At 70.2% G+C, this 25800-nt stretch carries 25 protein-coding genes and 1 pseudogene; 25 read left to right on the top strand and 1 reads right to left on the bottom strand.

The window, feature by feature from the left end; genetic code table 11:
• Window positions 1–69: 69 nt before the first annotated feature.
• Together ffh and ftsH are read left to right on the top strand one after the other, a co-directional pair.
• A complete protein-coding gene (gene ffh / locus ACFV7Q_RS16265; protein ID WP_385428856.1) occupies window positions 70–1638 on the top strand; it encodes a signal recognition particle protein in 1569 nt (522 codons plus the stop codon).
• Window positions 1639–1812: 174 nt separating this feature from the next.
• Window positions 1813–3747 carry an ATP-dependent zinc metalloprotease FtsH gene (gene ftsH, locus ACFV7Q_RS16260; RefSeq protein WP_385428854.1) on the top strand — a complete coding sequence of 645 codons (1935 nt, stop codon included), beginning with the start codon at window positions 1813–1815 and terminating at the stop codon, window positions 3745–3747.
• 37 nt (window positions 3748–3784) lie between these two features.
• On the opposite strand, the gene ACFV7Q_RS16255 is transcribed toward ftsH, so the two are convergent.
• Window positions 3785–4462 carry an SAM-dependent methyltransferase gene (locus tag ACFV7Q_RS16255; RefSeq protein WP_385428852.1) on the bottom strand — a complete coding sequence of 226 codons (678 nt, stop codon included), beginning with the start codon at window positions 4460–4462 and terminating at the stop codon, window positions 3785–3787.
• 131 nt (window positions 4463–4593) lie between these two features.
• Between ACFV7Q_RS16255 and proS the strand changes: the two genes are divergently transcribed.
• The 23 genes and pseudogenes from proS to ACFV7Q_RS16140 all read left to right on the top strand — a co-directional run bounded on the left by proS (window position 4594) and on the right by ACFV7Q_RS16140 (window position 25665).
• Complete coding sequence (gene proS, locus ACFV7Q_RS16250) at window positions 4594–6006, top strand: proline--tRNA ligase (RefSeq protein ID WP_385428851.1); 1413 nt, start codon at window positions 4594–4596, stop codon at window positions 6004–6006.
• 226 nt (window positions 6007–6232) lie between these two features.
• Window positions 6233–6832: a hypothetical protein gene (locus tag ACFV7Q_RS16245; protein ID WP_385428850.1), complete on the top strand. Its 600-nt coding sequence runs from the start codon at window positions 6233–6235 to the stop codon at window positions 6830–6832.
• Between the two features lie 215 nt (window positions 6833–7047).
• Window positions 7048–7485 (top strand): 30S ribosomal protein S16, encoded by a 438-nt coding sequence (gene rpsP / locus ACFV7Q_RS16240; protein WP_179176226.1) that lies wholly within the window; start codon window positions 7048–7050, stop codon window positions 7483–7485.
• A 2-nt stretch (window positions 7486–7487) separates the two neighbouring features.
• Entirely contained in the window at window positions 7488–7727 is a 240-nt protein-coding gene (locus ACFV7Q_RS16235; protein ID WP_031107040.1) for an RNA-binding protein, read from the top strand.
• A gap of 81 nt (window positions 7728–7808) precedes the next feature.
• Window positions 7809–8360: a ribosome maturation factor RimM gene (gene rimM, locus ACFV7Q_RS16230; RefSeq protein WP_385428847.1), complete on the top strand. Its 552-nt coding sequence runs from the start codon at window positions 7809–7811 to the stop codon at window positions 8358–8360.
• Window positions 8360–9181, top strand: a complete 822-nt coding sequence (gene trmD / locus ACFV7Q_RS16225) for a tRNA (guanosine(37)-N1)-methyltransferase TrmD (protein WP_385428845.1) — start codon at window positions 8360–8362, stop codon at window positions 9179–9181. The genes rimM and trmD overlap by 1 nt, the downstream gene beginning before the upstream one ends.
• 133 nt (window positions 9182–9314) lie before the next feature.
• Window positions 9315–9665 carry a 50S ribosomal protein L19 gene (rplS, locus tag ACFV7Q_RS16220; protein ID WP_385428843.1) on the top strand — a complete coding sequence of 117 codons (351 nt, stop codon included), beginning with the start codon at window positions 9315–9317 and terminating at the stop codon, window positions 9663–9665.
• Between the two features lie 44 nt (window positions 9666–9709).
• Window positions 9710–10483 (top strand): signal peptidase I, encoded by a 774-nt coding sequence (gene lepB, locus ACFV7Q_RS16215; protein ID WP_385428841.1) that lies wholly within the window; start codon window positions 9710–9712, stop codon window positions 10481–10483.
• Window positions 10476–11522 carry a signal peptidase I gene (gene lepB / locus ACFV7Q_RS16210; protein WP_385428839.1) on the top strand — a complete coding sequence of 349 codons (1047 nt, stop codon included), beginning with the start codon at window positions 10476–10478 and terminating at the stop codon, window positions 11520–11522. The genes lepB (ACFV7Q_RS16215) and lepB (ACFV7Q_RS16210) overlap by 8 nt, the downstream gene beginning before the upstream one ends.
• A 113-nt stretch (window positions 11523–11635) precedes the next feature.
• Window positions 11636–12526: a signal peptidase I gene (lepB, locus tag ACFV7Q_RS16205; RefSeq protein ID WP_385428837.1), complete on the top strand. Its 891-nt coding sequence runs from the start codon at window positions 11636–11638 to the stop codon at window positions 12524–12526.
• Between the two features lie 43 nt (window positions 12527–12569).
• Window positions 12570–13361: a signal peptidase I gene (lepB, locus tag ACFV7Q_RS16200; RefSeq protein WP_385428836.1), complete on the top strand. Its 792-nt coding sequence runs from the start codon at window positions 12570–12572 to the stop codon at window positions 13359–13361.
• The gene (locus ACFV7Q_RS16195; RefSeq protein ID WP_385428834.1) at window positions 13351–13860 is read left to right on the top strand and encodes an NUDIX hydrolase; all 510 of its coding nucleotides are present in this window, start codon (window positions 13351–13353) and stop codon (window positions 13858–13860) included. The genes lepB (ACFV7Q_RS16200) and ACFV7Q_RS16195 overlap by 11 nt, the downstream gene beginning before the upstream one ends.
• A 55-nt stretch (window positions 13861–13915) precedes the next feature.
• Entirely contained in the window at window positions 13916–14224 is a 309-nt protein-coding gene (locus ACFV7Q_RS16190; RefSeq protein WP_179178094.1) for a DUF2469 domain-containing protein, read from the top strand.
• Between the two features lie 107 nt (window positions 14225–14331).
• Entirely contained in the window at window positions 14332–14703 is a 372-nt protein-coding gene (locus ACFV7Q_RS16185; protein WP_385428832.1) for a YraN family protein, read from the top strand.
• Window positions 14703–16343: a YifB family Mg chelatase-like AAA ATPase gene (locus tag ACFV7Q_RS16180; RefSeq protein WP_385428830.1), complete on the top strand. Its 1641-nt coding sequence runs from the start codon at window positions 14703–14705 to the stop codon at window positions 16341–16343. The genes ACFV7Q_RS16185 and ACFV7Q_RS16180 overlap by 1 nt, the downstream gene beginning before the upstream one ends.
• Window positions 16340–16936 (top strand): annotated as a pseudogene (locus tag ACFV7Q_RS16175) (DNA-processing protein DprA); the annotation flags it as partial. The gene ACFV7Q_RS16180 and the pseudogene ACFV7Q_RS16175, both read left to right, overlap by 4 nt.
• 595 nt (window positions 16937–17531) lie before the next feature.
• Entirely contained in the window at window positions 17532–18314 is a 783-nt protein-coding gene (locus tag ACFV7Q_RS16170) for a hypothetical protein (protein WP_385428829.1), read from the top strand.
• A 249-nt stretch (window positions 18315–18563) separates the two neighbouring features.
• Window positions 18564–19961 (top strand): site-specific integrase, encoded by a 1398-nt coding sequence (locus ACFV7Q_RS16165; protein ID WP_385428828.1) that lies wholly within the window; start codon window positions 18564–18566, stop codon window positions 19959–19961.
• A gap of 83 nt (window positions 19962–20044) precedes the next feature.
• The gene (locus ACFV7Q_RS16160) at window positions 20045–21877 is read left to right on the top strand and encodes a hypothetical protein (protein WP_385428827.1); all 1833 of its coding nucleotides are present in this window, start codon (window positions 20045–20047) and stop codon (window positions 21875–21877) included.
• Window positions 21874–24027, top strand: coding sequence for a hypothetical protein (locus tag ACFV7Q_RS16155; protein WP_385428825.1), 2154 nt, complete (start codon window positions 21874–21876; stop codon window positions 24025–24027). The genes ACFV7Q_RS16160 and ACFV7Q_RS16155 overlap by 4 nt, the downstream gene beginning before the upstream one ends.
• The gene (locus tag ACFV7Q_RS16150) at window positions 24024–24443 is read left to right on the top strand and encodes a hypothetical protein (RefSeq protein WP_385428823.1); all 420 of its coding nucleotides are present in this window, start codon (window positions 24024–24026) and stop codon (window positions 24441–24443) included. The genes ACFV7Q_RS16155 and ACFV7Q_RS16150 overlap by 4 nt, the downstream gene beginning before the upstream one ends.
• Before the next feature lie 185 nt (window positions 24444–24628).
• Window positions 24629–24988 (top strand): PadR family transcriptional regulator, encoded by a 360-nt coding sequence (locus ACFV7Q_RS16145; protein WP_385428821.1) that lies wholly within the window; start codon window positions 24629–24631, stop codon window positions 24986–24988.
• Complete coding sequence (locus tag ACFV7Q_RS16140; RefSeq protein ID WP_385428819.1) at window positions 24985–25665, top strand: restriction endonuclease; 681 nt, start codon at window positions 24985–24987, stop codon at window positions 25663–25665. The genes ACFV7Q_RS16145 and ACFV7Q_RS16140 overlap by 4 nt, the downstream gene beginning before the upstream one ends.
• Window positions 25666–25800: the final 135 nt, after the last annotated feature.

Genomic DNA, 25800 nt, shown 5'->3' with positions numbered 1-25800 from the left:
TCGTCCGCGCGGGCGGATACCCTGGAGGGCGATTCTCAACGTCCCCGACCCCAAGGACCAGCGAGCGCCGTGTTCGATACTCTCTCCGACCGCCTGGCGAGTACTTTCAAGACCCTGCGAGGCAAGGGGCGCCTGTCCGAGGCGGACGTCGACTCCGCGGCCAGGGAGATTCGTATCGCGCTTCTCGAAGCGGACGTCGCCCTCCCCGTGGTCCGGTCGTTCATCAAGAACGTCAAGGAAAGGGCGCTGGGGACCGAGGTCTCCAAGGCGCTGAATCCGAGCCAAATGGTGCTCAAGATCGTCAACGAGGAGCTGGTCTCGATCCTCGGTGGCGAGACCCGCCGCCTGCGGTTCGCCAAGACCGCCCCGACCGTGATCATGCTCGCGGGTCTCCAGGGTGCCGGTAAGACCACCCTCGCCGGAAAGCTCGGCCTCTGGCTCAAGGGGCAGGGCCACAGCCCGCTGCTCGTCGCCTGCGACCTCCAGCGCCCGAACGCCGTCAACCAGCTCAGCGTCGTCGCCGAGCGGGCCGGGGTGGCCGTCTACGCGCCGCAGCCGGGCAACGGTGTCGGCGACCCCGTCCAGGTGGCCAAGGACTCCATCGAGTACGCGAAGACCAAGGTCCACGACATCGTCATCGTGGACACCGCCGGCCGCCTCGGCATCGACGCCGAGATGATGCAGCAGGCCGCGGACATCAGGGACGTGATCAACCCCGACGAGATCCTCTTCGTCGTCGACGCGATGATCGGTCAGGACGCGGTCAACACCGCCGAGGCCTTCCGCGACGGCGTCGGCTTCGACGGCGTCGTGCTGTCCAAGCTCGACGGCGACGCCCGCGGTGGTGCCGCGCTCTCCATCGCGCACGTCACCGGCAAGCAGATCATGTTCGCCTCGAACGGCGAGAAGCTCGACGACTTCGACGCCTTCCACCCCGACCGCATGGCGGGCCGGATCCTCGACATGGGTGACATGCTCACCCTCATCGAGCAGGCCGAGAAGACCTTCTCGCAGGCCGAGGCCGAGAAGATGGCGGCCAAGCTCGCCAAGGGGCCGAAGGAGTTCACGCTCGACGACTTCCTGGCCCAGATGGAGCAGGTCCGCAAGATGGGCTCCATCTCCAAGCTCCTCGGCATGTTGCCGGGCATGGGCCAGATCAAGGACCAGATCAACAACATCGACGAGCGCGACGTCGACCGCACCGCCGCGATCATCAAGTCGATGACCCCGGCCGAGCGCCAGGACCCGACGATCATCAACGGCTCGCGCCGCGCCCGTATCGCCAAGGGCTCCGGTGTCGAGGTCAGCGCGGTCAAGAACCTCGTGGAGCGGTTCTTCGACGCCCGCAAGATGATGTCCCGCATGGCCCAGGGCGGCGGGATGCCCGGTATGCCGGGCATCCCGGGCATGGGCGGCGGCCCCGGCCGCCAGAAGAAGCAGCCCAAGCAGGCCAAGGGCAAGCGCAAGAGCGGCAACCCGATGAAGCGCAAGCAGGAGGAGCTGGAGGCGGCCACCCGCCGCGAGCAGGCCGCGCAGGGCGGTCCGGCCGGCGCCGGCAGCCCCTTCGGCCTGCCGGCCGGCGGCCAGTCGGGCCAGGACTTCGACCTGCCGGACGAGTTCAAGAAGTTCATGAAGTAGTCCGTGAACCACGTCGTGGACCGGTTCACGGGGAGGCGCTGAGCCTTGCGCACGGGCCCCGGCCGCGGGATGCGGTCGGGGCCCGTGCGCGTCCGGGGCCGCCGCGGACGTCCGGAAGCCGTGGTCCGGAATATCCCTTATGGTCGGCCGGGGGGACGCAGTAAGGAGGCCACGGTGCCCAGCCCCACCCCCGCTCCGCCCCGCGACCGGGCCGACACCCCCTGGCGGTCCGAGGGCGCGCCGCCCACCCCGCCGCCGAGGAAGCGGATGCCCGGCGGCTGGCGCGGGCTGATCCTCGCCGCCCTGGTCGTCTTCCTGGTGACCAACCTGGTGCTGTCGTTCTTCAACGAGGGCGACGAGCCGACGATCTCGTACACCGAGTTCAGCAAGCAGGTCGCGGCCGGGAACGTCTCGAAGATCTACTCCAAGGGCGACGCCATCCAGGGCGAGCTCAAGGCGAAGCAGCAGCTGCCGGAGGACGGCGGCGAGGACAAGGGCGACTACACGAAGTTCGTCACCCAGCGGCCCGCCTTCGCCGAGGACGACCTGTGGGCCAACCTCACCAAGCAGAACGTGAACGTGACGGCCTCCCCGGTGGTCGTGCAGCGCAGCTTCCTGGCCAACCTGCTCCTCTCGCTCGCCCCGATGCTGCTGCTGATCCTGCTGTGGGTGTTCATCGCCCGCCGGATGGGCTCGGCGATGGGCGGCGGCCTCGGCGCGCTGGGCCGAAAGACGCCGCCCCGGCCCGTGGAGCTGGAGGAGGGCGCGAAGCGCACCACCTTCGAGGACGTGGCGGGCATCGACGAGGTAGCGGGTGAGCTGAACGACGTCGTCGACTTCCTCAAGGACCCGCAGCGGTACCGCCGGATGGGCGCCCGGATGCCCGGCGGCGTCCTCCTCTCGGGCCTGCCCGGCACGGGCAAGACCTTGCTGGCGCGCGCGGTCGCCGGCGAGGCGGGCGTGCCGTTCTTCTCCGCGTCGGCCTCCGAGTTCATCGAGATGATCGTCGGGGTCGGCGCCTCCCGGGTCCGGGAGCTGTTCGCGGAGGCGCGCAAGGTCGCGCCCGCGATCATCTTCATCGACGAGATCGACACCATCGGCCGGGCCCGGGGCGCCGGCGGCGGCCTCGGCGGCCACGACGAGCGCGAGCAGACCCTCAACCAGATCCTGACCGAGATGGACGGCTTCTCCGGCTCCGAGGGCGTGGTCGTGATCGCCGCGACCAACCGGGCCGACGTCCTGGACCCGGCCCTCACCCGCCCCGGCCGCTTCGACCGCACCGTGACGGTCTCCCCGCCCGACAAGAGGGGCCGCGAGGCGATCCTGCGGATCCACACCCGCGAGATCCCGCTCGCCCCGGACGTGGACCTGGGGCACGTGGCCGCCATCACGCCCGGCATGACCGGCGCCGAGCTATCCAACCTCGCCAACGAGGCCGCGCTGCTGGCCGTCAAGCGGGGGCGGGAGACGGTCACCCGGGCCGATCTGTCCGAGGCCCTGGAGAAGGTGCAGCTGGGCGCGGAGCGGGCGCTCGTCATGCCCGAGGAGGAGCGTCGGCGCACCGCGTACCACGAGAGCGGGCACGCCCTGCTCGGCATGCTCCAGCCGGGTGCCGACCCGGTCCGCAAGATCACGATCGTCCCGCGCGGCCGGGCGCTCGGCGTCACCCTGTCCACCCCGGAGGCCGACCGCTACGCCTACACCGAGGAGTACCTGCGCGGCCGGATCATCGGGGCCCTGGGCGGCATGGCGGCCGAGCACACCGTGTACGACGTCGTCACCACGGGGTCCGAGAACGACCTGGAACAGGTCACCGGCATCGTCCGCGGCATGGTCGGCCGGTGGGGCATGAGCGAGCGCATCGGCAGGCTCACCGCGATCCCGTCGGACCCGCAGAGCCCGTACGGCCTGGTGGCGGCCCCGGCCACGCTGGACGCGGTGGACCACGAGATGCGGCGGATCGTGGACGAGTGCTACGTGGAGGCCTGCCGCCTGCTGCGCGAACACCGGCCGAAACTCGACGCCCTCGCCGAGGCGCTGCTGGCGAACGAGACGCTGGACGAGCCCGCCGCGTACGCCGCGGCCGGCATCCCCCGCCTGGCGAAGTGACGCCGGCGGCCCCTGGCAGGGGCCGCCACCGCGCGCGTCAGGGCACGCGGGCGATCACGTAGCGGAAGATGTTCGGCAGCCAGACGGCGCCGTCGGCCCGCTCGTAGGGGTGGAGCGCCTCGGCCAGCTCCTTTTCGACCTGCGCCGGGTCGCACGAACGGTCGTACAGGCCGGTCGAGAGCAGGCCGCGGACCGCGCTGTCCGCGTCGGCGTACCCGAAGGGGCAGAACACCCGCCCCGACCCGTCCGGGACCAGCCCGGCTTCCGCCACCAGCGCGTCCAGGTCCTGCGTGACCGGCCCGCAGCCGTGCACCGCAGGCACGGTGCAGCGCTCCGCCGGGCCCCACCCGGCCAGGACCACCGCCCCGCCGCGCCGGACGGCCGGCAGGGCCGCTGCCAGGGTCGTGGGGGAGGTCGAGAAGCCGAGCAGCACGTCGTACGGCAGGACGCCCGCCGGCGGGGTCACCCCCACCTCCAGCAGCCGTTCGCGCGCCAGCGCCCGCCGGGACGGGTCAGCCTCCACGCCCGTGGTGGCGGCTCCCCGCCCCTCGGCCAGCAGCAGGGCCAGCCCGGCCCCGCAGTCCAGGCCGAGCAGCCGGTCGCCCGGCCCGATCTCCAGCCGGTCGAAGACCGCCTCGTACAGCGGTACGAGCATCCGCTCCTGGATCTCCGCCCAGTCCCGGGCGGCGAGTGTCGGCGTCGGCGTCGGTGTCATCGAAAGAGCGCTCCTGATTCCTTGTCGCCCCCTTGCCCCCGTTGCCAGAGAACTCCCCATTCGCCCCCGCGTCCAGAGGAGTGCGCCACCCGATTCACGGATCCAGCGCCCGGCGCCGTACCATTCGCGCCATGGCAAAGGCTCCCGTTCTCACCCCCCAGGCGGAGGACTTCCCCCGCTGGTACCAGGATCTGATCAACAAGGCCGAACTGGCCGACAACGGCCCAGTGCGCGGCACGATGGTCATCCGACCGTACGGCTACGGGCTGTGGGAGCGGATGCAGCAGGAGATGGACGCCCGCATCAAGGAGTCGGGCGCCCAGAACGCGTACTTCCCGATGTTCATCCCGCAGGCCTACCTGACGAAGGAGGCCGAGCACGTCGAGGGCTTCGCCCCCGAGCTCGCCGTGGTCACGCACGGCGGCGGCAAGGAGCTGGAGGAGCCGGTCGTCGTCCGCCCCACCTCCGAGACGATCATCAACGACTACTTCTCGAAGTGGGTGCAGAGCTACCGCGACCTGCCCCTGCTGATCAACCAGTGGGCCAACGTGGTGCGCTGGGAGATGCGTCCCCGCGTCTTCCTCCGTACGAGTGAGTTCCTCTGGCAGGAGGGCCACACCGCCCACGCCACGTACGAGGACGCCCGCGACTACGCCGCGTACATCCACCGGAACGTGTACGGCGACTTCATGACCAACGTGCTCGGCATCGACGTCGTGCTGGGCCGCAAGACCCCCAAGGAGCGTTTCGCCGGCGCCATCAACACCCTCACCCTCGAGGGCATGATGGGGGACGGCAAGGCGCTGCAGATGGGCACGAGCCACGAGCTCGGCCAGAACTTCGCCAAGGCGTTCAACACCTCCTACCTGTCCAAGGAGGGCAAGCAGGAGCTGGTCTGGCAGACCTCGTGGGGCGTCTCCACCCGCATGGTCGGCGGTCTGATCATGTCCCACGGCGACGACAACGGCCTGCGGGTCCCGCCGCGCCTGGCCCACGTCCAGGTCGTCGTCATGGCGATCAAGGGCGACGAGGCCGTGGCCAAGGTGCGCGAGCTCGGTGACCGCCTCAAGGCCTCCGGCCTGCGGGTCCAGGTCGACGACCGGGTCGACGTCCCCTTCGGCCGTCGCGCCGTGGACTGGGAGCTCAAGGGCGTCCCGGTGCGCATCGAGATCGGTCCGCGCGACCTGGAGGCGGGGACCGCGATGCTGGCCCGCCGGATCCCCGGCGGCAAGGAGCCGGTGCAGATCGACGCCCTGGTGGACCTGCTGCCCAAGGTGCTGGAGGAGGACCAGGCGCAGCTGCTGCGCGAGTCCCGCGAGCGCCGGGTGGCCCGCACCACCGACGTGTCCACGCTGGAGGAGGCCGCCGAGGCCGCCGTCGCCGGCGGTTGGGCGCGGATCCCGTGGGACGTGCTGGGTCCGGAGGGCGAGGCCAAGCTGGGCGAGCAGGCCGTGACCGTGCGGTGCCTGATCGCCGAGGACGGGTCGGTTCCGGAGTCGGACGACGCGCCCGGTACGCTCGCGATCGTCGCGCGTTCGTACTGATCGCCGGTCGGTGATCGACGCAGGGCATCCCTGACGCAGCCCCGGTGTGCGGCACGAGCCGCGCGCCGGGGCTGAGGTGTTCCGGTCGTCGTTACGTACCGACTCCTCCTGGGATCGGCGCACCCGTCCTCGTCGGGACGCATCAGGCGGAACTGACTGGTACGTGCAAAAAATTTGGAATGGCCCGGAATCGGAACACCGAGGCCCCTCGGCTCGTTGTCACGACGTGAGCACGACACCACCTGTTCTCGCCGCAGAGCTGGCGCAGGCGTGGGCCGACATTCAGCGGCACCACCCCGAGCTGCCCGATCTTGCCGCCCCCGAATCCCTGATCGGAGAGTCCTCGTCCGCCTGCGGCGCCGAGCTCTCCTTCGAGCGACTGCTGCACGAGGCAGTCCACGGCATCGCCGCCGCCCGCGGAGTGCGCGACACCTCCCGGGCCGGCCGCTACCACAACCGCAGATTCCTCGCGATCGCCGAGGAGATGGGGCTGGACCACTCCGACGAGCCGCACCCGAGCAGCGGCTTCTCGCTGGTCACGCTGAACGCCGAGGCGAAGAAGCGCTACCGCCCCACCATGGAGCGGCTGCAGCGCGCACTGAAGGCCCACACCGTCGCGACGGCCGCCGACACCAAACGCAGCTTCCGCGGGCCGGCCGCACGGCACGGCTCCTCGGGCGGCGGCGTGCGCGTCAAGGCGGTCTGCGACTGCGGGCGCAACGTGCGGGTGGTCCCTTCCGTGCTGGCCCAGGCCCCGATCGTGTGCGGCGGCTGCATGAAGCCGTTCCGCATTCCCGAGGTCGCCGTCTCCGCCGCCGCCTCCTGAGCCGGCGGCGGGTGGCGCCGCGGGGCGGTGTGCCACTGATCACCGGCCCCGGGGAGGAGGCGCCGTCGGCATGTGGCACAATGACAAGCTGTACTCGACAGTCGCATAGGACCCCTCTCTCCTCCGGCTGACGCGTCCATCGGGCACCCGAGTACCGCAACCCCACGTGGCATCTCAAGTGCCCAACCACGTCAAGTTCAGGAGACACCACTCCAGTGGCAGTCAAGATCAAGCTCAAGCGCCTCGGCAAGATCCGCTCTCCCCACTACCGCATCGTCGTCGCCGACGCCCGCACCCGCCGGGACGGCCGCGCGATCGAGGAGATCGGCATCTACCAGCCGACCTACAACCCCTCGCGCATCGAGGTCAACGCCGAGCGCGCGCAGTACTGGCTGTCCGTCGGCGCCCAGCCGACCGACGCCGTCCTCGCCATCCTGAAGCTGACCGGCGACTGGCAGAAGCACAAGGGCCTGCCGGCCCCGGCGCCGCTGCTGCAGCCGGCCACCAAGGAAGACAAGCGCCGCTCCTTCGAGGAGTTCGCCAAGGCCCTCGAGGGCATCGGCGAGACCAAGGGCGAGGCCATCACGCAGAAGAAGAAGGCCGACAAGAAGGCGGACGAGGCTGAGGCCGCCGCCGAGTCGACCGAGGCCTGAGCATGCTCGAGGAGGCTCTTGAGCACCTCGTAAAGGGCATTGTGGACAACCCCGACGACGTGCAGGTCGCCTCGCGCAACCTGCGGCGCGGGCAGGTGCTCGAGGTCCGGGTCCACCCGGACGACCTCGGGAAGGTGATCGGCCGCAACGGCCGCACCGCACGTGCCCTGCGTACCGTCGTGGGCGCCATCGGTGGCCGCGGCATCCGCGTCGACCTCGTCGACGTGGACCACGTCCGCTGAGCAGTTGAATCACCGGCACGGGCCGGGGAGGGCACGCGTGCCCTCCCCGGCCCGTCGTCGTCTGGACAGGAGAGACACACAGTGCAGCTGGTAGTCGCGCGGATCGGCCGCGCCCACGGGATCAAGGGTGAGGTCACCGTCGAGGTGCGGACCGACGAGCCGGAGCTGCGGCTCGCCCCCGGTTCCGTCCTGCTGACGGAGCCGGCTTCCACGGGTCCGCTGACCATCGAGACGGGCCGGGTGCACAGCGGGCGGCTCCTGCTGCGGTTCGAGGGCGTCAAGGACCGCAACGGCGCCGAGGCGCTGCGCAACACCCTGCTGATCGCCGAGGTGGACCCGGCGGAGCTGCCCGAGGAGCCCGACGAGTACTACGACCACCAGCTGATCGACCTGGACGTCGTCCTGGAGGACGGCACCGAGATCGGCCGGATCAGCGAGATCAGCCACCTGCCCTCGCAGGACCTGTTCATCGTCGAGCGCCCGGACGGCTCCGAGGTGATGATCCCCTTCGTCGAGGAGATCGTCGCGGAGATCGACCTGGAGGAGCAGCGCTGCGTCATCACCCCGCCGCCCGGGCTGATCGACGACCGCGCCGAAATCGTCTCCTCCCGCGACAACGGGGAAGAGGCCTGATGCGGCTCGACGTCGTCACGATCTTCCCCGAGTACCTGGAGCCGCTGAACGTCTCCCTCGTCGGCAAGGCGCGGGCCCGCGGACAGCTCGACGTACACGTCCACGACCTGCGCGGGTGGACCTACGACCGGCACAACACCGTCGACGACACCCCCTACGGCGGCGGTCCCGGCATGGTGATGAAGACCGGACCTTGGGGCGAGGCCCTCGACGAGGCCCTTGCCGACGGGTACGAGACCGGCGCCCACGGGCCCGTCCTCGTCGTGCCCACGCCCAGCGGACGGCCGTTCACCCAGGAACTGGCCGTCGAGCTCTCCGAGCGGCCCTGGCTCCTCTTCACCCCCGCGCGCTACGAGGGCATCGACCGCCGCGTCATGGACGAGTACGCCACGCGCATGCCGGTCTACGAGGTCTCCATCGGCGACTACGTGCTGGCGGGCGGCGAGGCCGCGGTGCTCGTGATCACCGAGGCCGTGGCCCGGCTGCTGCCCGGCGTCCTCGGCAACGCCGAATCGCACCGCGACGACTCCTTCGCCTCCGGCGAGATGGAGAACCTGCTGGAGGGGCCCGTCTACACCAAGCCACCCGTGTGGCGCGGCCGCGGCATCCCGGACGTGCTCCTCAGCGGCCACCACGGCAAGATCGCCCGCTGGCGCCGCGACGAGGCGCTGCGCCGGACCGCGCAGAACCGGCCGGACCTGATCGAGCGCTGCGAGGCGTCCGCGTACGACAAGAAGGACCGGGAACTGCTCAGCATCATGGGCTGGCAGCCGACCGCCGACGGCCGATTTTGGCGCAGGCCCCCAGCCGTGGAAGAATGAGCGGCTGCTGTGTGCTCGCGTGCGCCCCTGCCACAGGGGGACAGTCGTACGGCGGGTGGCACGGCTCCCGAATTCTCTACGAAGACCCGCACCGGCGACCTGTGGCGTCGTGCGAAGAAAGCAGACGAAGAACATGTCCCACCTGCTCGACGGCGTCAACGCCGCCACGCTGCGCTCGGACGTCCCGGACTTCCGCCCGGGTGACACCGTCAACGTCCACGTCCGCGTCATCGAGGGCAACCGCTCCCGCATCCAGCAGTTCAAGGGTGTCGTCATCCGCCGCCAGGGTGCCGGCGTCTCCGAGACCTTCACCGTTCGCAAGGTCTCCTTCAGCGTCGGTGTCGAGCGCACCTTCCCGGTGAACTCCCCGATCTTCGAGAAGATCGAGGTCGTCACCCGCGGTGACGTGCGTCGCGCCAAGCTGTACTACCTCCGTGAGCTCCGCGGCAAGGCCGCGAAGATCAAGGAGAAGCGCGACCGCTGATCTCCTCTCCGGATCCAGGGGGAGGCCCGATAGGCTCCCCTCCAATGGACACCGAAGCAGAGCTCACACGACGCGGCCACTCCGCCCCCGGCACGGGGGAGGGGCGGCCGCGTTCTGCTTTTCGGGGTTCGGTCCGCAGTTTCGCCCGGTGGGGCCTGCGGGCGCTGCCGTCCTGGCGGGGCGCCGCGGTCCTCGGGGTGCTGTGCGCCGCCTTCCTGCTGCTGCTCAGCAACTTCGTGGTGCAGCCCTTCCTCATCCCGAGCAAGTCGATGGAGCCGACGCTGCAGGTCGGGGACCGGGTCCTGGTCAACAAGCTGGCGTACCGTTTCGGCGACCAGCCGCAGCGCGGGGACGTGGTGGTGTTCGACGGCACCGGCTCCTTCGTGCAGGAGCCGCCGGTGGGCAACCCCGTCGCCGGGCTCGTGCGGGGGGCGGCTTCCGCCCTCGGCATCGGCGAGCCGTCCGAGACGGACTTCGTCAAACGGGTCGTCGGGGTCGGCGGTGACGACGTGGTGTGCTGCGGTGCCGACGGACGGCTCAAGGTCAACGGGGTGCCGGTGGACGAGCGGTACCTCTACCCGGGCGACACGGCGTCGAAGGTCCCGTTCCGGATCGTGGTGCCGCTGGGAACCCTGTGGGTCATGGGCGACCACCGGTCCCAGTCCCGGGACTCGCGGGACCACCTGGGCGAGCCCGGCGGGGGGATGGTGCCGGTGGAGAAGGTGATCGGGCGGGCCGACTGGATCGGCTGGCCGGTCTCGCGCTGGGGTGCGACGGGACCACGCGGCGGCGGTACGGCGGGCGGTGGCCATGGGTAGCCGCGGACGACCCCGCGGCGGGCGGGCCCGCAGCGACCGGGTCAGCGCCGCCGACCTGCTGCGCGACGACGGCCTACGCGTCGACCGGGCGCGCGGCGAGGGGGCGCGCGGCGAGCGCGCGCGCGGCGGTGGGGCGGGCGGCGGTGGCCGCGCCGAACAACGGCGGGCCGAGAGGCCGCGCCGCGGCCGTGCGCCGGAGCCGGAGCCGGAGCCCAAGACGCGGACCCGCAAACGGGCCGCCGCGCCCGCCGCCGGACCGGAGGGCGGCGGCCGGGCCGAGCGGCGGCGGCTGGCCCGCCGGATCCGCAGGCGCAGGCGCACGCGCCGGGCGGGCGAGCTTCCGCTCCTGGTGGTCGCGGCACTGTGCATCGCGCTGCTGTTGAAGACCTTCCTGGTCCAGGCGTTCTTCATCCCGTCCGGGTCCATGGAGCAGACCATCCGGATCGGCGACCGGGTCCTCGTCGACAAACTGACCCCGTGGTTCGGCTCGCCGATAGAACGCGGTGACGTCGTCGTGTTCAAGGACCCGGGGGGCTGGCTGAAGGGCGAGGCGGCGCGCCCGCCGCGCGATCCGGTCGGCATCAAGCAGATCAAGCAGACCCTCACGTTCATCGGCCTGCTGCCCTCGGCCGACGAACAGGACCTGATCAAGCGGGTCATCGCCATCGGCGGCGACACCGTCATGTGCTGCGACGCCAAGGGTCGCGTCACCGTCAACGGGACGCCGCTCGACGAGCCGTACGTGAACCCCGGGAACTCGCCCTCCGAGATCCGCTTCGAGGTGCAGGTGCCGCCCGGGCGGCTCTTCGTCATGGGCGACCACCGGGCGAATTCGGCCGATTCCCGCTTCCACCTCGACGAGCCGTTCCAGGGCACGATCGACGAGAAGGGCGTCGTCGGGGAAGCCGTGGTCATCGCATGGCCGTTCGACCACTGGCGGAAGCTGGAACAGCCCGCGACCTTCAGCATGGTGCCCGATCAGCAACGCAGCGGGCGACGCGGCCGCCGGGGGCGCCGCGGAGGCCCGCCCGTCGCATAGTGTGTCCTGGGTCTCCCGCGCCCTAGGGAACTCCCGCTCGTTAAGGGAGGGGAGGACCCGTTGCCGTACCCGGCGCGGGCAGCGAATCCGAGTGAGGAGTGGATGTGGGGGACGTGGCGGTAGGCGCGCGGTCCGGACGCGATGAGGGCGAGGAGCGGCCGGACGGCATCCAGCGCGATGCCGAGCGCGAGGCCCGCGAGGCGGAGGACGCCGAGGACGGCGCGGAGGAGCGCCCGCAGCGCTCGTTCTGGAAGGAGCTCCCGCTCCTCGTCGGCATCGCCCTGCTGCTCGCCCTCCTGATCAAGACCTTCCTGGTGCAGGCGTTCTCGATCCCGTCCGACTCGATGCAGAACACCCTGCAGCGCGGCGACCGGGTGCTCGTGGACAAGCTGACCCCGTGGTTCGGTTCGGAGCCCCAGCGTGGAGAGGTCGTGGTCTTCCACGACCCGGCGAACTGGCTGGCCGGCGAGCCCACCCCGGAGCCCAACTTCCTGCAGACGATCCTCAGCAAGATCGGGCTGATGCCGTCCGCGGACGAGAAGGACCTGATCAAGCGGGTCATCGCGGTCGGTGGGGACACGGTCGAGTGCAAGAAGGGGGGACCGGTCGTCGTCAACGGCAAGCCGCTCGACGAACCGTACGTCTTCCCCGGGAACACCCCGTGCGACGACGCCCCGTTCGGCCCGCTGAACGTGCCCGAGGGCAAGATCTGGGTGATGGGCGACCACCGCCAGAACTCGCAGGACTCCCGCTACCACATGCAGGACTCCACCCAGGGTTTCGTGCCGGTCGACAAGGTCGTCGGACGGGCCGTGGTCGTGGCGTGGCCGGTCACCCGTTGGTCCACCCTGCCGGTGCCGGACACCTTCGACCAGCCGGGCATCGGGGACAAGGCCGCGGCCAAGGCGATCGGCGCCGGTCCGGCCGCCCTGGGCCTCGCCGGAGCCGTGCCGGTCGTCCTGTGGCGTCGGCAGAGGCTGACCAGCGGGACTACCGGCAGGTAGGGTGCCGCCCAGGGTCGTCGATCCCGGATGTGGGGGCGCTGCTATGGGCGGAACGCAGACGAGCGGTACACGGGTAATACGCAGGGGCGGTGACGGCCGCGGCGGTGTCGGCAACGTGTTGTCCGGGATCGCCGTGGCCGTCGGCTTCGTGCTGTTCCTGGGGGGCTTCGTGTGGGCCGCCCTGCTCTACCAGCCCTACACGGTGCCGACCGACTCGATGATGCCGACGGTGAAGCCCGGTGACCGGGTGCTCGCGCAGCGGATCGACGGCGGCGAGGTGCGGCGCGGCGACATCGTCATCTTTACTGATGCCATGTGGAGCGACTCCCCCATGGTCAAGCGGGTCGTCGGCATCGGCGGCGACACCGTGAAGTGCTGCGGGGAGGGCGGCCGGCTCAGCGTGAACGGCAAGGAGCTCGACGAGCCCTACGTCCACCGCGGCGAGCCCGTGACGGTGGAGGGCGCGGGGCCCGCCTCCCCGGGGGGCACCCCGTTCGAGGTGACCGTGCCCGAGGGCAACCTCTTCCTGCTCGGCGACCAGCGCTCCAATTCGATCGACTCCCGGTCCCACCTCCAGGAGGCCGGCCAGGGCACGGTGTCCCGCTCGGCCGTCAGCGGTCGCGTCGACGCCCTGGCCTGGCCCTCCATGACGATGGTCGAGCGGCCGGAAGGGTACGCCGCCCTGCCCGGCGGGACGTCGGAGCCGGGGCCGCTGCGGCTCCAGCTCGCCGCCGTCGCCGTCGGGGCCGCACTGGTGGTGCTGGGGGCCGCGTACGGGCCGCTCGTACGGCTCCTGGGGCGAGGCCGGAGGCAGGGGACCGCCGGTGACGACTGACCGGGCCGCGGACGGCCCGCGCAAGGTGTCCCGGGTGATCCTGCTGGACCCCGAGGACCGGATCCTGCTGCTGCACGGCTTCGAGCCGGACGAACCGTCGGTCGACTGGTGGTTCACCCCGGGCGGCGGTCTGGAGGGCGGAGAGAGCCGGGAGCAGGCCGCGCTGCGGGAACTCGCCGAGGAGACCGGGATCACCGAGGTGGAACTGGGGCCGGTGCTGTGGCGCCGGTACTGCTCCTTCCCGTTCGACGGGCGGCGCTGGGACCAGGACGAGTGGTACTACCTGGCGCGGACCGCACGGACCGGGACCGAGCCGCGGCTGCACGGACTCACCGAGCTGGAGCGGCGCAGCCTCAGCGGGGCGCGGTGGTGGACGCCGCAGGAGCTGCTCGCGGCCCGCGAGACGGTGTATCCGACCAGGCTGGCCGAGCTGCTGCGGACGCTGCTGGACGAGGGTCCCCCGGCCACGCCGGTGGAGCTGGCGCCGGAAATCGTCTAGCGCCGCCCCGGACTGCCGCACAATAGGGGAACGCACGGCTGAAGGGGAACATGCCATGAGCGCCGAGGACCTCGAGAAGTACGAGACCGAGATGGAGCTGAAGCTCTATCGGGAGTACCGCGACGTCGTCGGGCTGTTCAAGTACGTGATCGAGACGGAACGCCGCTTCTACCTCACGAACGACTACGAGATGCAGGTGCATTCGGTTCAGGGAGAGGTGTTCTTCGAAGTCACGATGGCCGACGCCTGGGTGTGGGACATGTACCGGCCGGCCCGCTTCGTCAAGCAGGTGCGGGTGCTGACCTTCAAGGACGTGAACATCGAGGAGCTCAACAAGACCGACCTCGAACTCCCGGGCAGCTGATCCCTCACCCTCGGGGGTGAGCGGGTCGTCCACAACGGCCCCGCCGTCCACCAAGATCCACGGTGGGGGCGGGTCCGCGGGATCGTCGGGCCCGGAGGTGGTGCCCGATGAGCACGAAGGACGTGGCCCGGCAGGCGCTGGGGCGGTACGGAGAGGACCTGGCGGCGCGGCGGCTCGCCGAGGCCGGCATGACGGTCATCGCACGGAACTGGCGGTGCCGGGGCGGCGAGATCGACATCGTCGCGCGGGACGGTGACGCCCTCGTCGTGTGCGAGGTCAAGACGCGGCGGGAGGGGTGCTTCGAGCACCCCATGGCCGCGGTCCGGCCCGGCAAGGCCGAGCGGCTGCGCCGGCTCGCCGGCCGCTGGCTCACCGACCACGGCGGGCCGCCCCCGGGCGGGGTGCGCATCGACCTGGTGGGGGTCCTGCTGCCGCGGCGCGGCGCCCCGGTGGTGGAGCACGTCCGGGGGGTGGCGTGATGGGCTTCGCACGGGCCTGCTCGGTCGCCCTGGTGGGCGTCGAGGGCGTGGTGGTGGAGGTCCAGGCCGACCTGGAGCCCGGTGTCGCGGCGTTCACGCTGGTGGGGCTGCCGGACAAGACCCTCGTCGAGAGCCGGGACCGGGTCCGGGCGGCGGTCGTGAACTCGGGTGCCGCCTGGCCGCAGAAGAAACTCACGGTCGGGCTCAGCCCCGCCTCGGTGCCGAAATCCGGGGCCGGCTTCGACCTGGCAGTGGCTGCGGCCGTGTTGGGTGCCGCCGAGGTGGTCGATCCGGCGGTCATCGCCGATCTGGTGCTCGTCGGGGAACTGGGCCTGGACGGCCGGGTCCGCCCGGTGCCGGGGGTCCTGCCCTCGGTCCTCGCCGCGGCGGAGGCCGGCTACCGCAGCGTGGTCGTTCCGCAGCCCTGTGCCGCCGAGGCCCGGTTGGTCCCGGACGTCTCGGTGCTCGGCGTACGCAGCCTGCGCGGCCTGATCGCGGTCCTCACCGGCGGGGAGGCCCCGGAGGAGGAGCCGCCGGACGACACCGGGGCGCCGGGCCCCGGCCCGGGGCCCACGGGCCTGCTGGTCCCGGGGGCCGGGCTGGGCACCGGGGTCGTGCCGGGAGGGGGAGCGGCGGGAGAGGCGGTGGACTTCCCCGACCTGTGCGACGTCGCCGGGCAGCACACGGCGCGCCGGGCCCTGGAGGTGGCCGCCTCCGGGGGCCACCACCTCTTCCTCAGCGGGCCCCCGGGGGCCGGCAAGACGATGCTGGCCGAGCGGCTCCCCTGGATCCTGCCGCCGCTCACCCGGCAGGACTCCCTGGAGGTCACCGCCGTCCACTCGGTCGCCGGGATCCTGCCGCCTGGTGATCCACTGGTCAGCAGGGCCCCCTACTGCGCGCCCCACCATTCGGCGACGATGCAGTCGCTGGTCGGCGGCGGGGCGGGCGTGCCCCGGCCCGGGGCGGTCTCGCTGGCCCACCGCGGCGTGCTCTTCCTCGACGAGGCCGCCGAGTTCGGCACCAAGGCGCTCGACGCCCTGCGCCAGCCCCTCGAATCGGGGCGGGTGGTCATCGCCCGGGCCGCCGGGGTGGTGCAGCTGCCGGCCAGGTTCCTGATGGTGCTCGCGGCGAACCCCTGCCCGTGCGGGCGGCACGGGCTGCAGGGCGCCGGTTGCGAGTGCCCGGCCTCGGCCGTCCGGCGGTACCAGGCACGGTTGTCCGGGCCGTTGCTGGACCGGGTGGACCTGCGCGTCGGGGTCGAGCCCGTCAGCCGCTCCGAGCTGCTCGGGGGCGGCGGCCGCGGGGAGGCCACGGCGGTGGTCGCCGCCCGGGTCCGGCAGGCCCGGGACCGCGCAGCCGCCCGACTGGCCGGGACGCCCTGGCGGCTCAACGCCGAGATCCCCGGACACGAGCTGCGGGCCCGCTGGCCGGCGGTGCCCGGCGCGATGGCGCAGGCCGAGCGGGACCTGGAGCGCGGCCTCCTGACGGCCCGCGGGCTGGACCGGGTGCTGCGGGTCGCCTGGACCGTGGCCGACCTGCGGGGCAACGACCGGCCCGACGCGCTGGACGTGGCCGTCGCGCTGGAACTGCGGACCGGGATCGGCCGCGGGGCCGTCCTGGCCGCGGGAGCCGGGTCATGACCGCGGCGCGGGGGCCCGTCCCGGGCACGGCCCCGCAGCGGGGTCCGGGGTCGGCGGAGGGCGCCGTCCCGGGGCCGGTGCCGGACGGTGCGCCCGTGGCGGAGGCGGGGGAGGTCCTGGAGGATCCCGGGCCCGAGGTGGTGGCCCGGGCCGCGCTGACGCGGGTGCTGGAGCCCGGTGACGAGCACGGCGGGCGGTGGCTGCGCGAGCACGGCGCCGTCGGACTGGTGAGGCTGCTGACCGGCCCCGACCCGGAGCCGGAGGAGCTCGGGGGCGTGGGGCGGCGGCGGCTCGCCGGATACCGCAGACGGGCCGAGCTCGCCGACCCCCTGCGGGACCTGGCGGCCGCCGCCGGGGCGGGCTGCCGGTTCGTCTGCCCCGGATCGGCGCAGTGGCCGACCCAGCTCGACGACCTCGGCGACGCCCGGCCCGTCGGCCTGTGGGTGCGGGGCACCCCCGACCTGAGGACCTGGGCGTTGCGCTCGGTCGCCGTGGTCGGCGCCCGCGCCTGCACCCCGTACGGGGCGCACATGGCCCACGCCCTGGCCGCCGGGCTCGCCGAGCGGGGCTGGGTGGTGGTGTCGGGGGCCGCCGGAGTTCGTTATCCAGTAACTGTTGTTGCAGTGCGTCGTTGAGTCTCGTGGCGGCAGCTGATCCCGACCGACGATGGCCGGCCAGGACCACACTGAAGACATGACGAGGGGGTGCTCGCGTTGGCGGCACCCCCGGTGGTCGTTTACCCGACCAGCCACGTCAGCAGCATCACGACCGTCTGCAGCACCATCAGCGCTGCCATGCCCTGCGGGCTTGCGACCCGCCGACCTACTACGCACATGTGCTGCCAGATCTTGATGCACGGGCAGCAGCATGAGTTCGTTCGCTGGCGATGGTTCCTCCGCTTGCTCATCTCCCTGACCTCCCAGTCGGGTTGGGGGAGGCCTGGATCCTCCCTACTTCCATGGAAATAGAGGTCGGGAGTCCAGTGACAAAGCGGCGACAACCATTGACGGAAATTGACGCTGGACACATTTCGCGAGTACGAGTTGACGAGTTTTGACAGGGGGCGCTATGCCGCGCAAGAGGATCGATCCGCCTTCGGAGGAAGTCCTGCCTCCTGGTCCGCTCCGTGACATGACGATCGCAGTCCATGAGCTTTACAGGGCTGCTGGACGCCCTAGTCTGCGAGAGGTGAGCGAGGCCATTGGAGACGATCCGGACTCGAAGGATTCGGCAACCTATGAGCAGATCCGCAAAATTCTGCATGGCACTGCCGGTGCGTCAAGCTGGAAAAAGATCCAGTCCATCGTTCGCGTGTTGGCTCAGCAAGCCACCCCGCCGCGCAACCCCGACGCTGAGGCCGGCAGGTTCCTGTTGCTCTGGAGCAAGGCGGTTGATCCGGCTGGAAAGGACCCGGCTCTGGCTGCCGCAGCCGCCGAGGTCCTAGTTCACGCACTTCCTGACACGCATGCTCCTAACGATGGATCAAGCGTGAAGCGAAACAAACTGGCGGCCCTCCCGGAAGAAATCAAGCGTGTGATGGCCTTCTTGTCACCGGAGGACCTCGTCGCCCTCCATAGGCGCCTCCTTGCAGAAGACAGGCAAGATGAAGCAGTCAATCTGCTTGTCGCGATCGGGCGCACCTACAGCCCTCATGGGCTGATTGAGGTCATCGAGAAGCTTCGGATGAGTCGCCGCCATCAGGATGCGATTCGGGTAATTCGTGAAGCTGTTAGAAGCTGGAATATCTGGGAAATTGAGTGCCTAGTTCAGTTGTTCTGGAAGGAGGAATGGAGAGTGGACGCACTCAGCGAGGCGATTGCGGCCTTTCTGCCTGCGGAAGAGGTTGCCCACATCATCCGGCTGATGCGCGAAGTTTCTCCCGTCGATGCCGATGCGTTGAGGCGGAAGTTTGACGAGCTTCGAGATGCCGAGCAGGTGGAAGCGTTGGAGGAAGCGCTGGCATCTTCATAGTCTGGCCTGGCGAGAGCGCGCCGCGGGGTTGAGCGGTCTCATATCGGCGGAGCGCCGTTTCGGCAACAGTGGTGTTGCTCTGGGCGGCTGCCTTATGCCTGCATTGACCTGCTGATTCATGCCGCCTCATCGAGGGTGGGCGGGTGTGGTGATTGCGGGAATAACGTGACTGCTGCGGCGTGTGCTCGTTCATGGTGTGTGGACGCAGGCGCAGAAATCTGGCAGGTGCACCGTTTCGGGTTGGGTCGGGTGCTTGACGACGTGGCAGCTGTGCTGCCGGGGCATGCGGACGCGAGGGCGTGGGCACGCGAGCTCGGCGTCAGGGATGGGCAACGGTTCTTGATCGGACCTGACGGACGCCCGGACCTGCGGGCGAATGCCTGTCTGGCGTCGCCGCGGTGGCGCAACCTGGGCGAGACGACGGTCCGGGACTACACCTACTCGGTGGCTGTGTGGCTGAACTTCCTGGCCGCGCTGGGCACGAACTGGTGGGAGGCGTCTGAGGAGGACGCGGAGGAGTTTGTGTTCTGGCGGGTCACGGATCCGGCCAACGCCGATCGCGTCCAGACGAACACGTTCTCGCGAGACCTGGCCGCGCTGCAGAAGTTCTATAAGTGGGTGCGGTCGGCTTACGGGGTTGCGAATCCGTTCGAGGGCTTCGATGCGCCGCGGATCGTGAAGAGCGCAGACGTCAAGTGGATGGACCCGGGTGGTTACACCCGGTGGAGGGACCTGGGCCTTCGTGGGCTGGATCTGTCGGGCCGCGTGGATCCCTGGTGGCGGGGCCGGAACGAAGAGCGCGATGTCGCGTTCTGCGACGGCCTCTACGGCAACGGCCTGCGGATTTCAGAGTGGGCGAGTGTGGTGTTGCCCGAGCTGCCGACCTATGACCGCAGACGGGGGTACTTCACGGGCAGGCTGGCGGACGCCTGCGCCAAAGGGGGGTACGGGCATCCCTACTGGACGCCGCGGTCCGTGCTGAAGGGTGTGCTGTCCTACTTGGAGGGCTCACGAGCGGCAGCAGTCCGCCGGGCACAGGCGGCAGGCCGTTACGAGCGGCTGGCGGACCGAAGGCTGGTGTTGGCGGCCGAGCGCGGCTCGGTGGTGCTGGAGCGGCCGGGCGGGGGCACGGAGCTCAAGCGGTGGAACGACATCAGCGCGAAGGCGCGGCGGAGGCTGCTGCGGGAGACGGAGCTGGGGCTGGAGCCGCTGATGCTCTGGCTGAACGAGGACGGGCTGCCCCGGGACGCACGAGGGTGGGAGCACACCTTCGATGCCGCGAACCGGCGGATCAGGCGGATGGGTCTAAAGAACTTCTCCTGCCGGGCGCACATGCTGCGGCACTCGTTTGCCCTGAAGTGGTACTCGATCGGGAAGCTGGTGCACGCTGCCCGGCTCGGGCACTTGAGCGAGTCGGAGCGGGCGGACTTCCGCGAGCAGTTCGGCGACACCTGGCATCTGGTCCAGACGATGCTGGGGCACCGTCGGGTCGAGACGACGAAGGACGTCTACCTGGAGCCGTTTCGGCAGCTGGAAGTCGAGATCCTGCTGGCGCACGCGGACGGCTTCCCCGTGGAGACGTTCATGGCCGAGGTGTTCACAGGGCACCCCCGGGTCCGCACCGATCCTCTGGCCGTTCCGGCATGAGCGGCCGCGGGCGGAGGGCGTCGCTGCCGGCCCCGGGCGGGTCGGGCACTCGCCGGGGGCGGCTGGAGGGCGGGGGAGCGGAGATGATGGTCCGGTGTTTCAATCAGGACGGCACCGGCCACCGTGACTACGACTTCTCTCGGATGACGTCGCCCCCAGCCCTGCGAGACGCGCTGATAGGAGCGTTCGTCCGCCGGACCGCGCCCGGGGCCGGGCTGACCTCGTTCAACTCGTTCCAAAACAGCCACACCATCCTGGTTCTGTTCGACCGCTATCTGGCGACGCTGCCGCGGCGGCCGAGGTCGATGGAGCAGGTCGCCGCAGCCCATTTCGACGGCTTCTACGAGCACCGCAGGTCACTGGTCGCGAGCGCAGCGATGGACCTGGCCGAGCTGCGTCGGGTGCTGTTGAAGGCGCAAGGAGCGAGCGAGGCTCTGGCGGCCCGGCTGGCCGGGCCGATGCCCAAGCGGCACCTCTTCAATGCCCGCCACTCCTACAGCAGGGCCGAGTTCCGCAGGGTTGCGGAGGCTGCCCGGGCTACGTTGCGGGAGGCGGCCGCCAGGATCCGCGAGAACCGTGAACTGTTGCGGGCCTTCCGGGCGGGAGAGCTGCTTCCGGGCAAGGACATCCACCTGGTTCGCCGCCTGCAGATCCTTGATCACGTCGACCGGTTCGCGGACGTTCCCAGGCGAGTGGCCACGGCGGGTTGGAACCCTGGTTCTTTGACGCCGCACCCCTGGGTCCACATGCGGGGGACGGTCAAAGAGCTGGTGGGCTGGCTGCATCTGTCGATCGAGGAGCTTGCCGCGGCGGCGGTGCTGCTTACGGTGATGACCGGCGAGAACGCGGGCGTGATCTTGAATACGCCGGCGGCTCATCATCGGGCGGATGGCCATGCGGGCGGCACGGCTACGGCCATCGTCGGCCTGCGCAAGCCCCGCCGGGGCCGTCGGGCCCACATGAGCCTGGCTCTGTCACAGATCCCGGACTGGATCAGCGTCCCGGACTCGGTGGGGGAGGTCTCGGCCCGGGACGAGCTCCACACGCCGTTCGGTCTCTATGCCCTGCTGCATGAGCTGACGGCCGGGTCACGGGCTTTGGCCGGAGGGAACCGGCTGATGATCGGGTATTTCGCTTCCGGCGGCCGGGGAACGGGCCGAGGCATCCGCCCGCTGGAGCAGGCCCACTTCTCGTTCAACGCCTTGGCCCGTCGGCACGGCCTGTTGAACGATCCGGAGGTCGGGGAGGACGGCCGTGAGTTGGAAGCGACGCCGATGGCGCTGCGGCTGGACCGGCTGCGGATGACGTTCATCGAGCTGCACCAGAAGCCGGTCGCCCACACCGAGCGGACCGCAGCGACCGCCTATTTGGCCCGCAACCGCGGCAACGTCGCTGAATACCGCCGCGTCGTCGCGGACGCGCTGGAGGCGGAAGTGGCCAAGGCCCGCACTCGTGGGCTGGTGACGAGCCTGTCTGCGGAGGACATCCGGCGGGCGGCGGCCGACCCCGAGGCCGTCGCAGCCGAGCACGGTCTGGACGTCGCGACGCTGCGGCGGATGCTCGCCGGGCAGCTGGACACGGTGCTGGCGGCCTGCAGCGACCACACGGGTGGCCCGCATGCTCCGGCGGGGCAGCCCTGCCCGGCGTCATTCCTGCTCTGCCTCAGCTGCGAATGTGCCAGGGCTCTGCCTCACCATCTGACGCTGCAGGTGCTCATCCACGACCGGCTGGCCGAGCGGCGCCTGCAGATGGACGCGCTGGACTGGGCCCGCCGTTTCGCCGGCCCGCATGCCCAACTGGCCGACCTGCTGGCCCGCCACGATGGTGCCGTCGTGGCTGATGCGAGAGGCCGGATCGGGGCTGGTGAGGAAGCACTGGCCGCCCGGTTCCTCGGACGGGAGCTCGACCTGCGATGACCGCCATCAGCATCACGTTGACCCACGAGCAGGTCCCGGAGGGCACCTTCTGGCCGGAGGCAGACACTCCTGTCCTGGTGAATCGGGATCTGCGGCCGGACACCGATCCCGAGAGGCTGTCACGGTTCGCCGATGATCGCTGGGACCTCAATCCGGCTGTCTTCGAGGACCACACGCGGTCGATCAGCGTGAACTTCGCACTCACCCCGGCCGTCCTGCGGGAGGCCGTGAAGCACTACATCTGGCAGTTGATCAACCACGACAGTCCCAGGGCGGTCCGCAGCCGCACGCCAAGGCAGTCGATGGCCAGCATCCAGCAGCTGTTCGCCGCACCGCTGCAGGCGGTGATGCTCTGGTTCGCGGGCCAGGGAGTGAGCGAGTTCTGTGAGATCACCCCCGCGTTGCTGGATGACTACCTCGAACACCTGAAGGCCGAAGACGTCCCGGTCGAGCGGCGCTACCGGCGGATCACCGAGATCCGCAGGCTCTGGGCCCACCGTGACATCCTGCCGCCGGGCATGCGAATGCCGGAGGCGCCGCCCTGGGGCGGCGAAGACACTGCCGACCTGCTCGGCCGCAATCGTGGTGACGGCGAGAACCGCACTGCGAGGATCGGCGAGGAACGGATGCAGGCCCTGCTTCTGTGGTCGATCCGGTTCCTGGAGGACTTCGCCGAGGACATCCTCGCCGCCCATGCCGAGGACCTGCAATGGAACAGCCGGACGCCGGAGATGCGGCGCCGGGAGGGACGGCAGAACCTCGGGCGCCACACTCCGGGCGATATCCATGCAGAAGCAGTCGCCTATCTTCAGCGGCTGCGTGAGCAGGGCGACGCCCTGCCGGGAACACGGACGGCCGATGGCCGTCTGGTCATCAGGTGGCGGCACCTGAGCGCAATCCTGGACTGCGGCTCGTCTCTGAAGGACACCGGCACCGGACGCATGATCGCCGCCTCCGGCCTTCCGATTGCCGAACACACTTACCTTCACACCCCCATCACCGGCTGCCTGGACGGCCGGCCTTGGCGCAAGGAACGGATCCACCGCGACGAGGTCCACCAGCTTGCCCGTCTGCTGAGCACGGCCTGCTTCATCACGATCGCCTACCTCTCCGGAGCCAGGGTCGGCGAGGTCCTGAACCTCCGACGCGGCTGCCTGACCCGGGATACGGCCGGGCTACTGCTGATTGAAGGCCTCTACTTCAAAGGCGCCGAGGACGAGAACGGGCACAAGATTCCAGAGGGCCAGGCCCGGCCCGATCCCTGGGTAGTCATCGAACCCGTCGCTCGCGCGGTCGAGGTCCTCGAACGGCTCCACCCCAGCCACCTGCTGTTCCCCAACCGGATCCAGCCCCACCACGGCGGCATCAAGGACCCCAAACGGCGCGGGGCGGCCCGCACCGACCGCGGGATCGCCGGTGACATCGAGGCCTTCGTCGTCTGGGTCAACGACGCCTGCAGCCGCGAGGGCCGCACCGACGTGATCCCCGACGACGCCCGGGGCCCACTGGCACCCAGCCGCTTCCGCCGGACACTGGCGTGGTTCATCCGCCGCCGTCCACGGGGCCTGATCGCCGCAGCGATCCAATACGGACACGCCCACACCCGCATGTTGCAGGGATACGCAGGCACCTACGAATCAGGATTCCCAGACGAGTACGCCTTCGAGGACTGGCTGTTCCGGCTGGAAGGCCTCGCCGAGGACGAACAGGAACTAGCCGAGGGCGAACACGTCAGCGGGCCCGCCGCGGGAACCTACCGCCACCGCGTTACCGCGGGCATGCGTGAGTTCGCCGGGCGCGTCCTGACCAAGGACCGCCAGGCCCGGGACCTACTGGCCAACCCGCTATTGCAGATCCACCATGGCGAAGGCATGACCTGCGTCTTCGACCCGGCCACTGCCGCCTGCCAGATCCGGGGCTTCGCCGACGACCCCCTGGTCACCCCCGACACCGACGACTGCCGCCCAAAATGCCCGAACATCGCCCGCACCGACCGGGACATCGAACAGCTGCGGCAGCACGCGACAGACCTCGCAGAAATCGTTGCCGACCCTCTCGCCCCACCGATCCGCCTCGCCCGCGAGCGACACGAGCTGGCCCGCCTGGAGTCGATCATCACCACGCACGAGCAAGGAGCGACCACCGGATGAGCCGCTTCGCCCTCGACGAGGAAACCGATCCGGTCCGGCGAGACATCCTCGCCGCGATGAACCGCCTGTTCGCCGGCACACCGGCCCGCTCGGCCGGCCGCCTGAACGTCTCCCAGCTAGCCGCGGAAGCAGGTCTCAAGCGCTGGCACCTCACCCACCAGCACCCCGACCTCAAGGACCTGTTCCAGAGCCACGTCGCCCAGGATCACGCGGCTCGGCCCAAGCTGGCCGAGACCGCGGATGCCCACACTGACCTCAAGCGCAGGCACGCCGACCTCCAAGCCCACTGCCAGAACCTGGAGAAGAGGCTGGCCGCCTACGCGAACGCCCTTCACCTGCTAGCCCTGGAGAACGCTGCCCTGGCCGACCGGCATGAACAGCAGGCGAAGATCCGTCCGCTACCCCGACCTCGCTGACGAGACCCGATCCTGCCCACCTTCAGCAAACGGGAGCAGTTAAGCCGCCGAGCTCGCCCCAGTGGCATCGCGCACGCGGCGGCTTTCGTTCGCCCCAACGCTGCTATCAGTCAACGCAGTTCAGCTCGGTCGAGGCCGCAAGGAGCCATTGACGACCTTAACTCTTCATATATAGAGTTAGGGCTATGAAGAATCCGTTCCGTATCACGTCTGCGACGTTGGACGTGATGGAAGCGTTCCTGGTTGCCGACGACGACCTGCATGGTTTCGCGGTGGCGCGAGCTGCGGGCAAGCCGACCGGCAGCATCTATCCCATCCTCGCGAGAATGGAGGAAGCCGGTTGGCTGGAGAGTCGTTGGGAGTCGGAGCACCCCGACCCCGGCCGCCCTCGCCGACGGTTCTACAAGCTGACGCCCGACGGCATGGCCTCCGCGCGAGCTGTCGTGCTTGAGCGGCGGGGGCAGTTGCCGACGCCGACGCCGGCGGTCGGGCAGCCGCCCCGTCCCGCCTTCGGCTTCACGTTCCGCTGGGAGGCGGCTCGATGATCCTTGAGACGCTTCTGGCCGTCTTCCTCGGTCTGCTCGTCAACGAAATGTGTGACGTCTCCTCGTATCTTGCGCAGCAGCTGCTGAGGTGGGCAGCGCGGCGCATCCCGGGTGAGGGGAACGCTGAGCGATACGAGGAAGAGTGGCTGGCACTGCTCGAAGAGCGGCCGGGCAAGCTCCTCAAGCTCGCTTTCGCGTCGTGGATGGCGATCTGCTCCACCTTCACCATGCGCAGGATCTATCGGCGTCGTGAAGCCCGGGAGCGGGGCGCGATCTCCGCGCCGATCCGACCTGCGGAATCCCTCAGTCCGTCCGAGTTCGAATCGATGGCGGCGGCCCTGGTTCTCCGTGACGGGTTTGCGACGGCAGGAGTCGTCGGCGGAGCGGGGGATGTGGGGATCGACGTGATCGCCACCATGCCGGACGGTCGGACCGTCGGCTTTCAGTGCAAGCAGTACCGCGATCCGCAGCGGCGGGTTGAGTCAGCGGTCCTGCATCGGCTTGCTGATCACCAGATCCGCTCGGGCATCGACGAGCTCGTTGTCATCACCAACGGATCCTTCTCCACGCCGACACGCGGCTTTGCCGAGGCCCACAGGATCCACACGATCGATGGAGAGACCTTCCAGCGGTGGTGGAACGGAGGCGAATCCCTGGGCGAGATCCTGAGGCGCTGACGAACATCGTGGGCGCTGGTCCGGGCAACACATCGGTTTCCCCGACCACCGCCCGCGAGCCGCCGGTGACAATGGCGTATTAGGCGAGCCCTGGCCAATGTAGGGCAAGGCGCACACGCGGAAGAACCAACGGGA

Source organism: Streptomyces sp. NPDC059851 (genome assembly GCF_042732005.1).
Lineage (GTDB): Bacteria > Actinomycetota > Actinomycetes > Streptomycetales > Streptomycetaceae > Streptomyces.
This window is presented reverse-complemented; position numbering and strand designations above follow the sequence as displayed.

What these genes read in the sequence shown, in the direction of transcription:
- ACFV7Q_RS16255 (WP_385428852.1), bottom strand. Translation starts at nt 4,462, where the DNA reads ATGACACCGACGCCGACGCCGACACTCGCCGCCCGGGACTGGGCGGAG.
- proS (WP_385428851.1), top strand. Translation starts at nt 4,594, where the DNA reads ATGGCAAAGGCTCCCGTTCTCACCCCCCAGGCGGAGGACTTCCCCCGC.
- ACFV7Q_RS16235 (WP_031107040.1), top strand. Translation starts at nt 7,488, where the DNA reads ATGCTCGAGGAGGCTCTTGAGCACCTCGTAAAGGGCATTGTGGACAAC.
- trmD (WP_385428845.1), top strand. Translation starts at nt 8,360, where the DNA reads ATGCGGCTCGACGTCGTCACGATCTTCCCCGAGTACCTGGAGCCGCTG.
- rplS (WP_385428843.1), top strand. Translation starts at nt 9,315, where the DNA reads ATGTCCCACCTGCTCGACGGCGTCAACGCCGCCACGCTGCGCTCGGAC.
- lepB (WP_385428841.1), top strand. Translation starts at nt 9,710, where the DNA reads ATGGACACCGAAGCAGAGCTCACACGACGCGGCCACTCCGCCCCCGGC.
- lepB (WP_385428839.1), top strand. Translation starts at nt 10,476, where the DNA reads ATGGGTAGCCGCGGACGACCCCGCGGCGGGCGGGCCCGCAGCGACCGG.
- lepB (WP_385428836.1), top strand. Translation starts at nt 12,570, where the DNA reads ATGGGCGGAACGCAGACGAGCGGTACACGGGTAATACGCAGGGGCGGT.
- ACFV7Q_RS16190 (WP_179178094.1), top strand. Translation starts at nt 13,916, where the DNA reads ATGAGCGCCGAGGACCTCGAGAAGTACGAGACCGAGATGGAGCTGAAG.
- ACFV7Q_RS16185 (WP_385428832.1), top strand. Translation starts at nt 14,332, where the DNA reads ATGAGCACGAAGGACGTGGCCCGGCAGGCGCTGGGGCGGTACGGAGAG.
- ACFV7Q_RS16180 (WP_385428830.1), top strand. Translation starts at nt 14,703, where the DNA reads ATGGGCTTCGCACGGGCCTGCTCGGTCGCCCTGGTGGGCGTCGAGGGC.
- ACFV7Q_RS16160 (WP_385428827.1), top strand. Translation starts at nt 20,045, where the DNA reads ATGATGGTCCGGTGTTTCAATCAGGACGGCACCGGCCACCGTGACTAC.
- ACFV7Q_RS16155 (WP_385428825.1), top strand. Translation starts at nt 21,874, where the DNA reads ATGACCGCCATCAGCATCACGTTGACCCACGAGCAGGTCCCGGAGGGC.
- ACFV7Q_RS16150 (WP_385428823.1), top strand. Translation starts at nt 24,024, where the DNA reads ATGAGCCGCTTCGCCCTCGACGAGGAAACCGATCCGGTCCGGCGAGAC.
- ACFV7Q_RS16145 (WP_385428821.1), top strand. Translation starts at nt 24,629, where the DNA reads ATGAAGAATCCGTTCCGTATCACGTCTGCGACGTTGGACGTGATGGAA.
- ACFV7Q_RS16140 (WP_385428819.1), top strand. Translation starts at nt 24,985, where the DNA reads ATGATCCTTGAGACGCTTCTGGCCGTCTTCCTCGGTCTGCTCGTCAAC.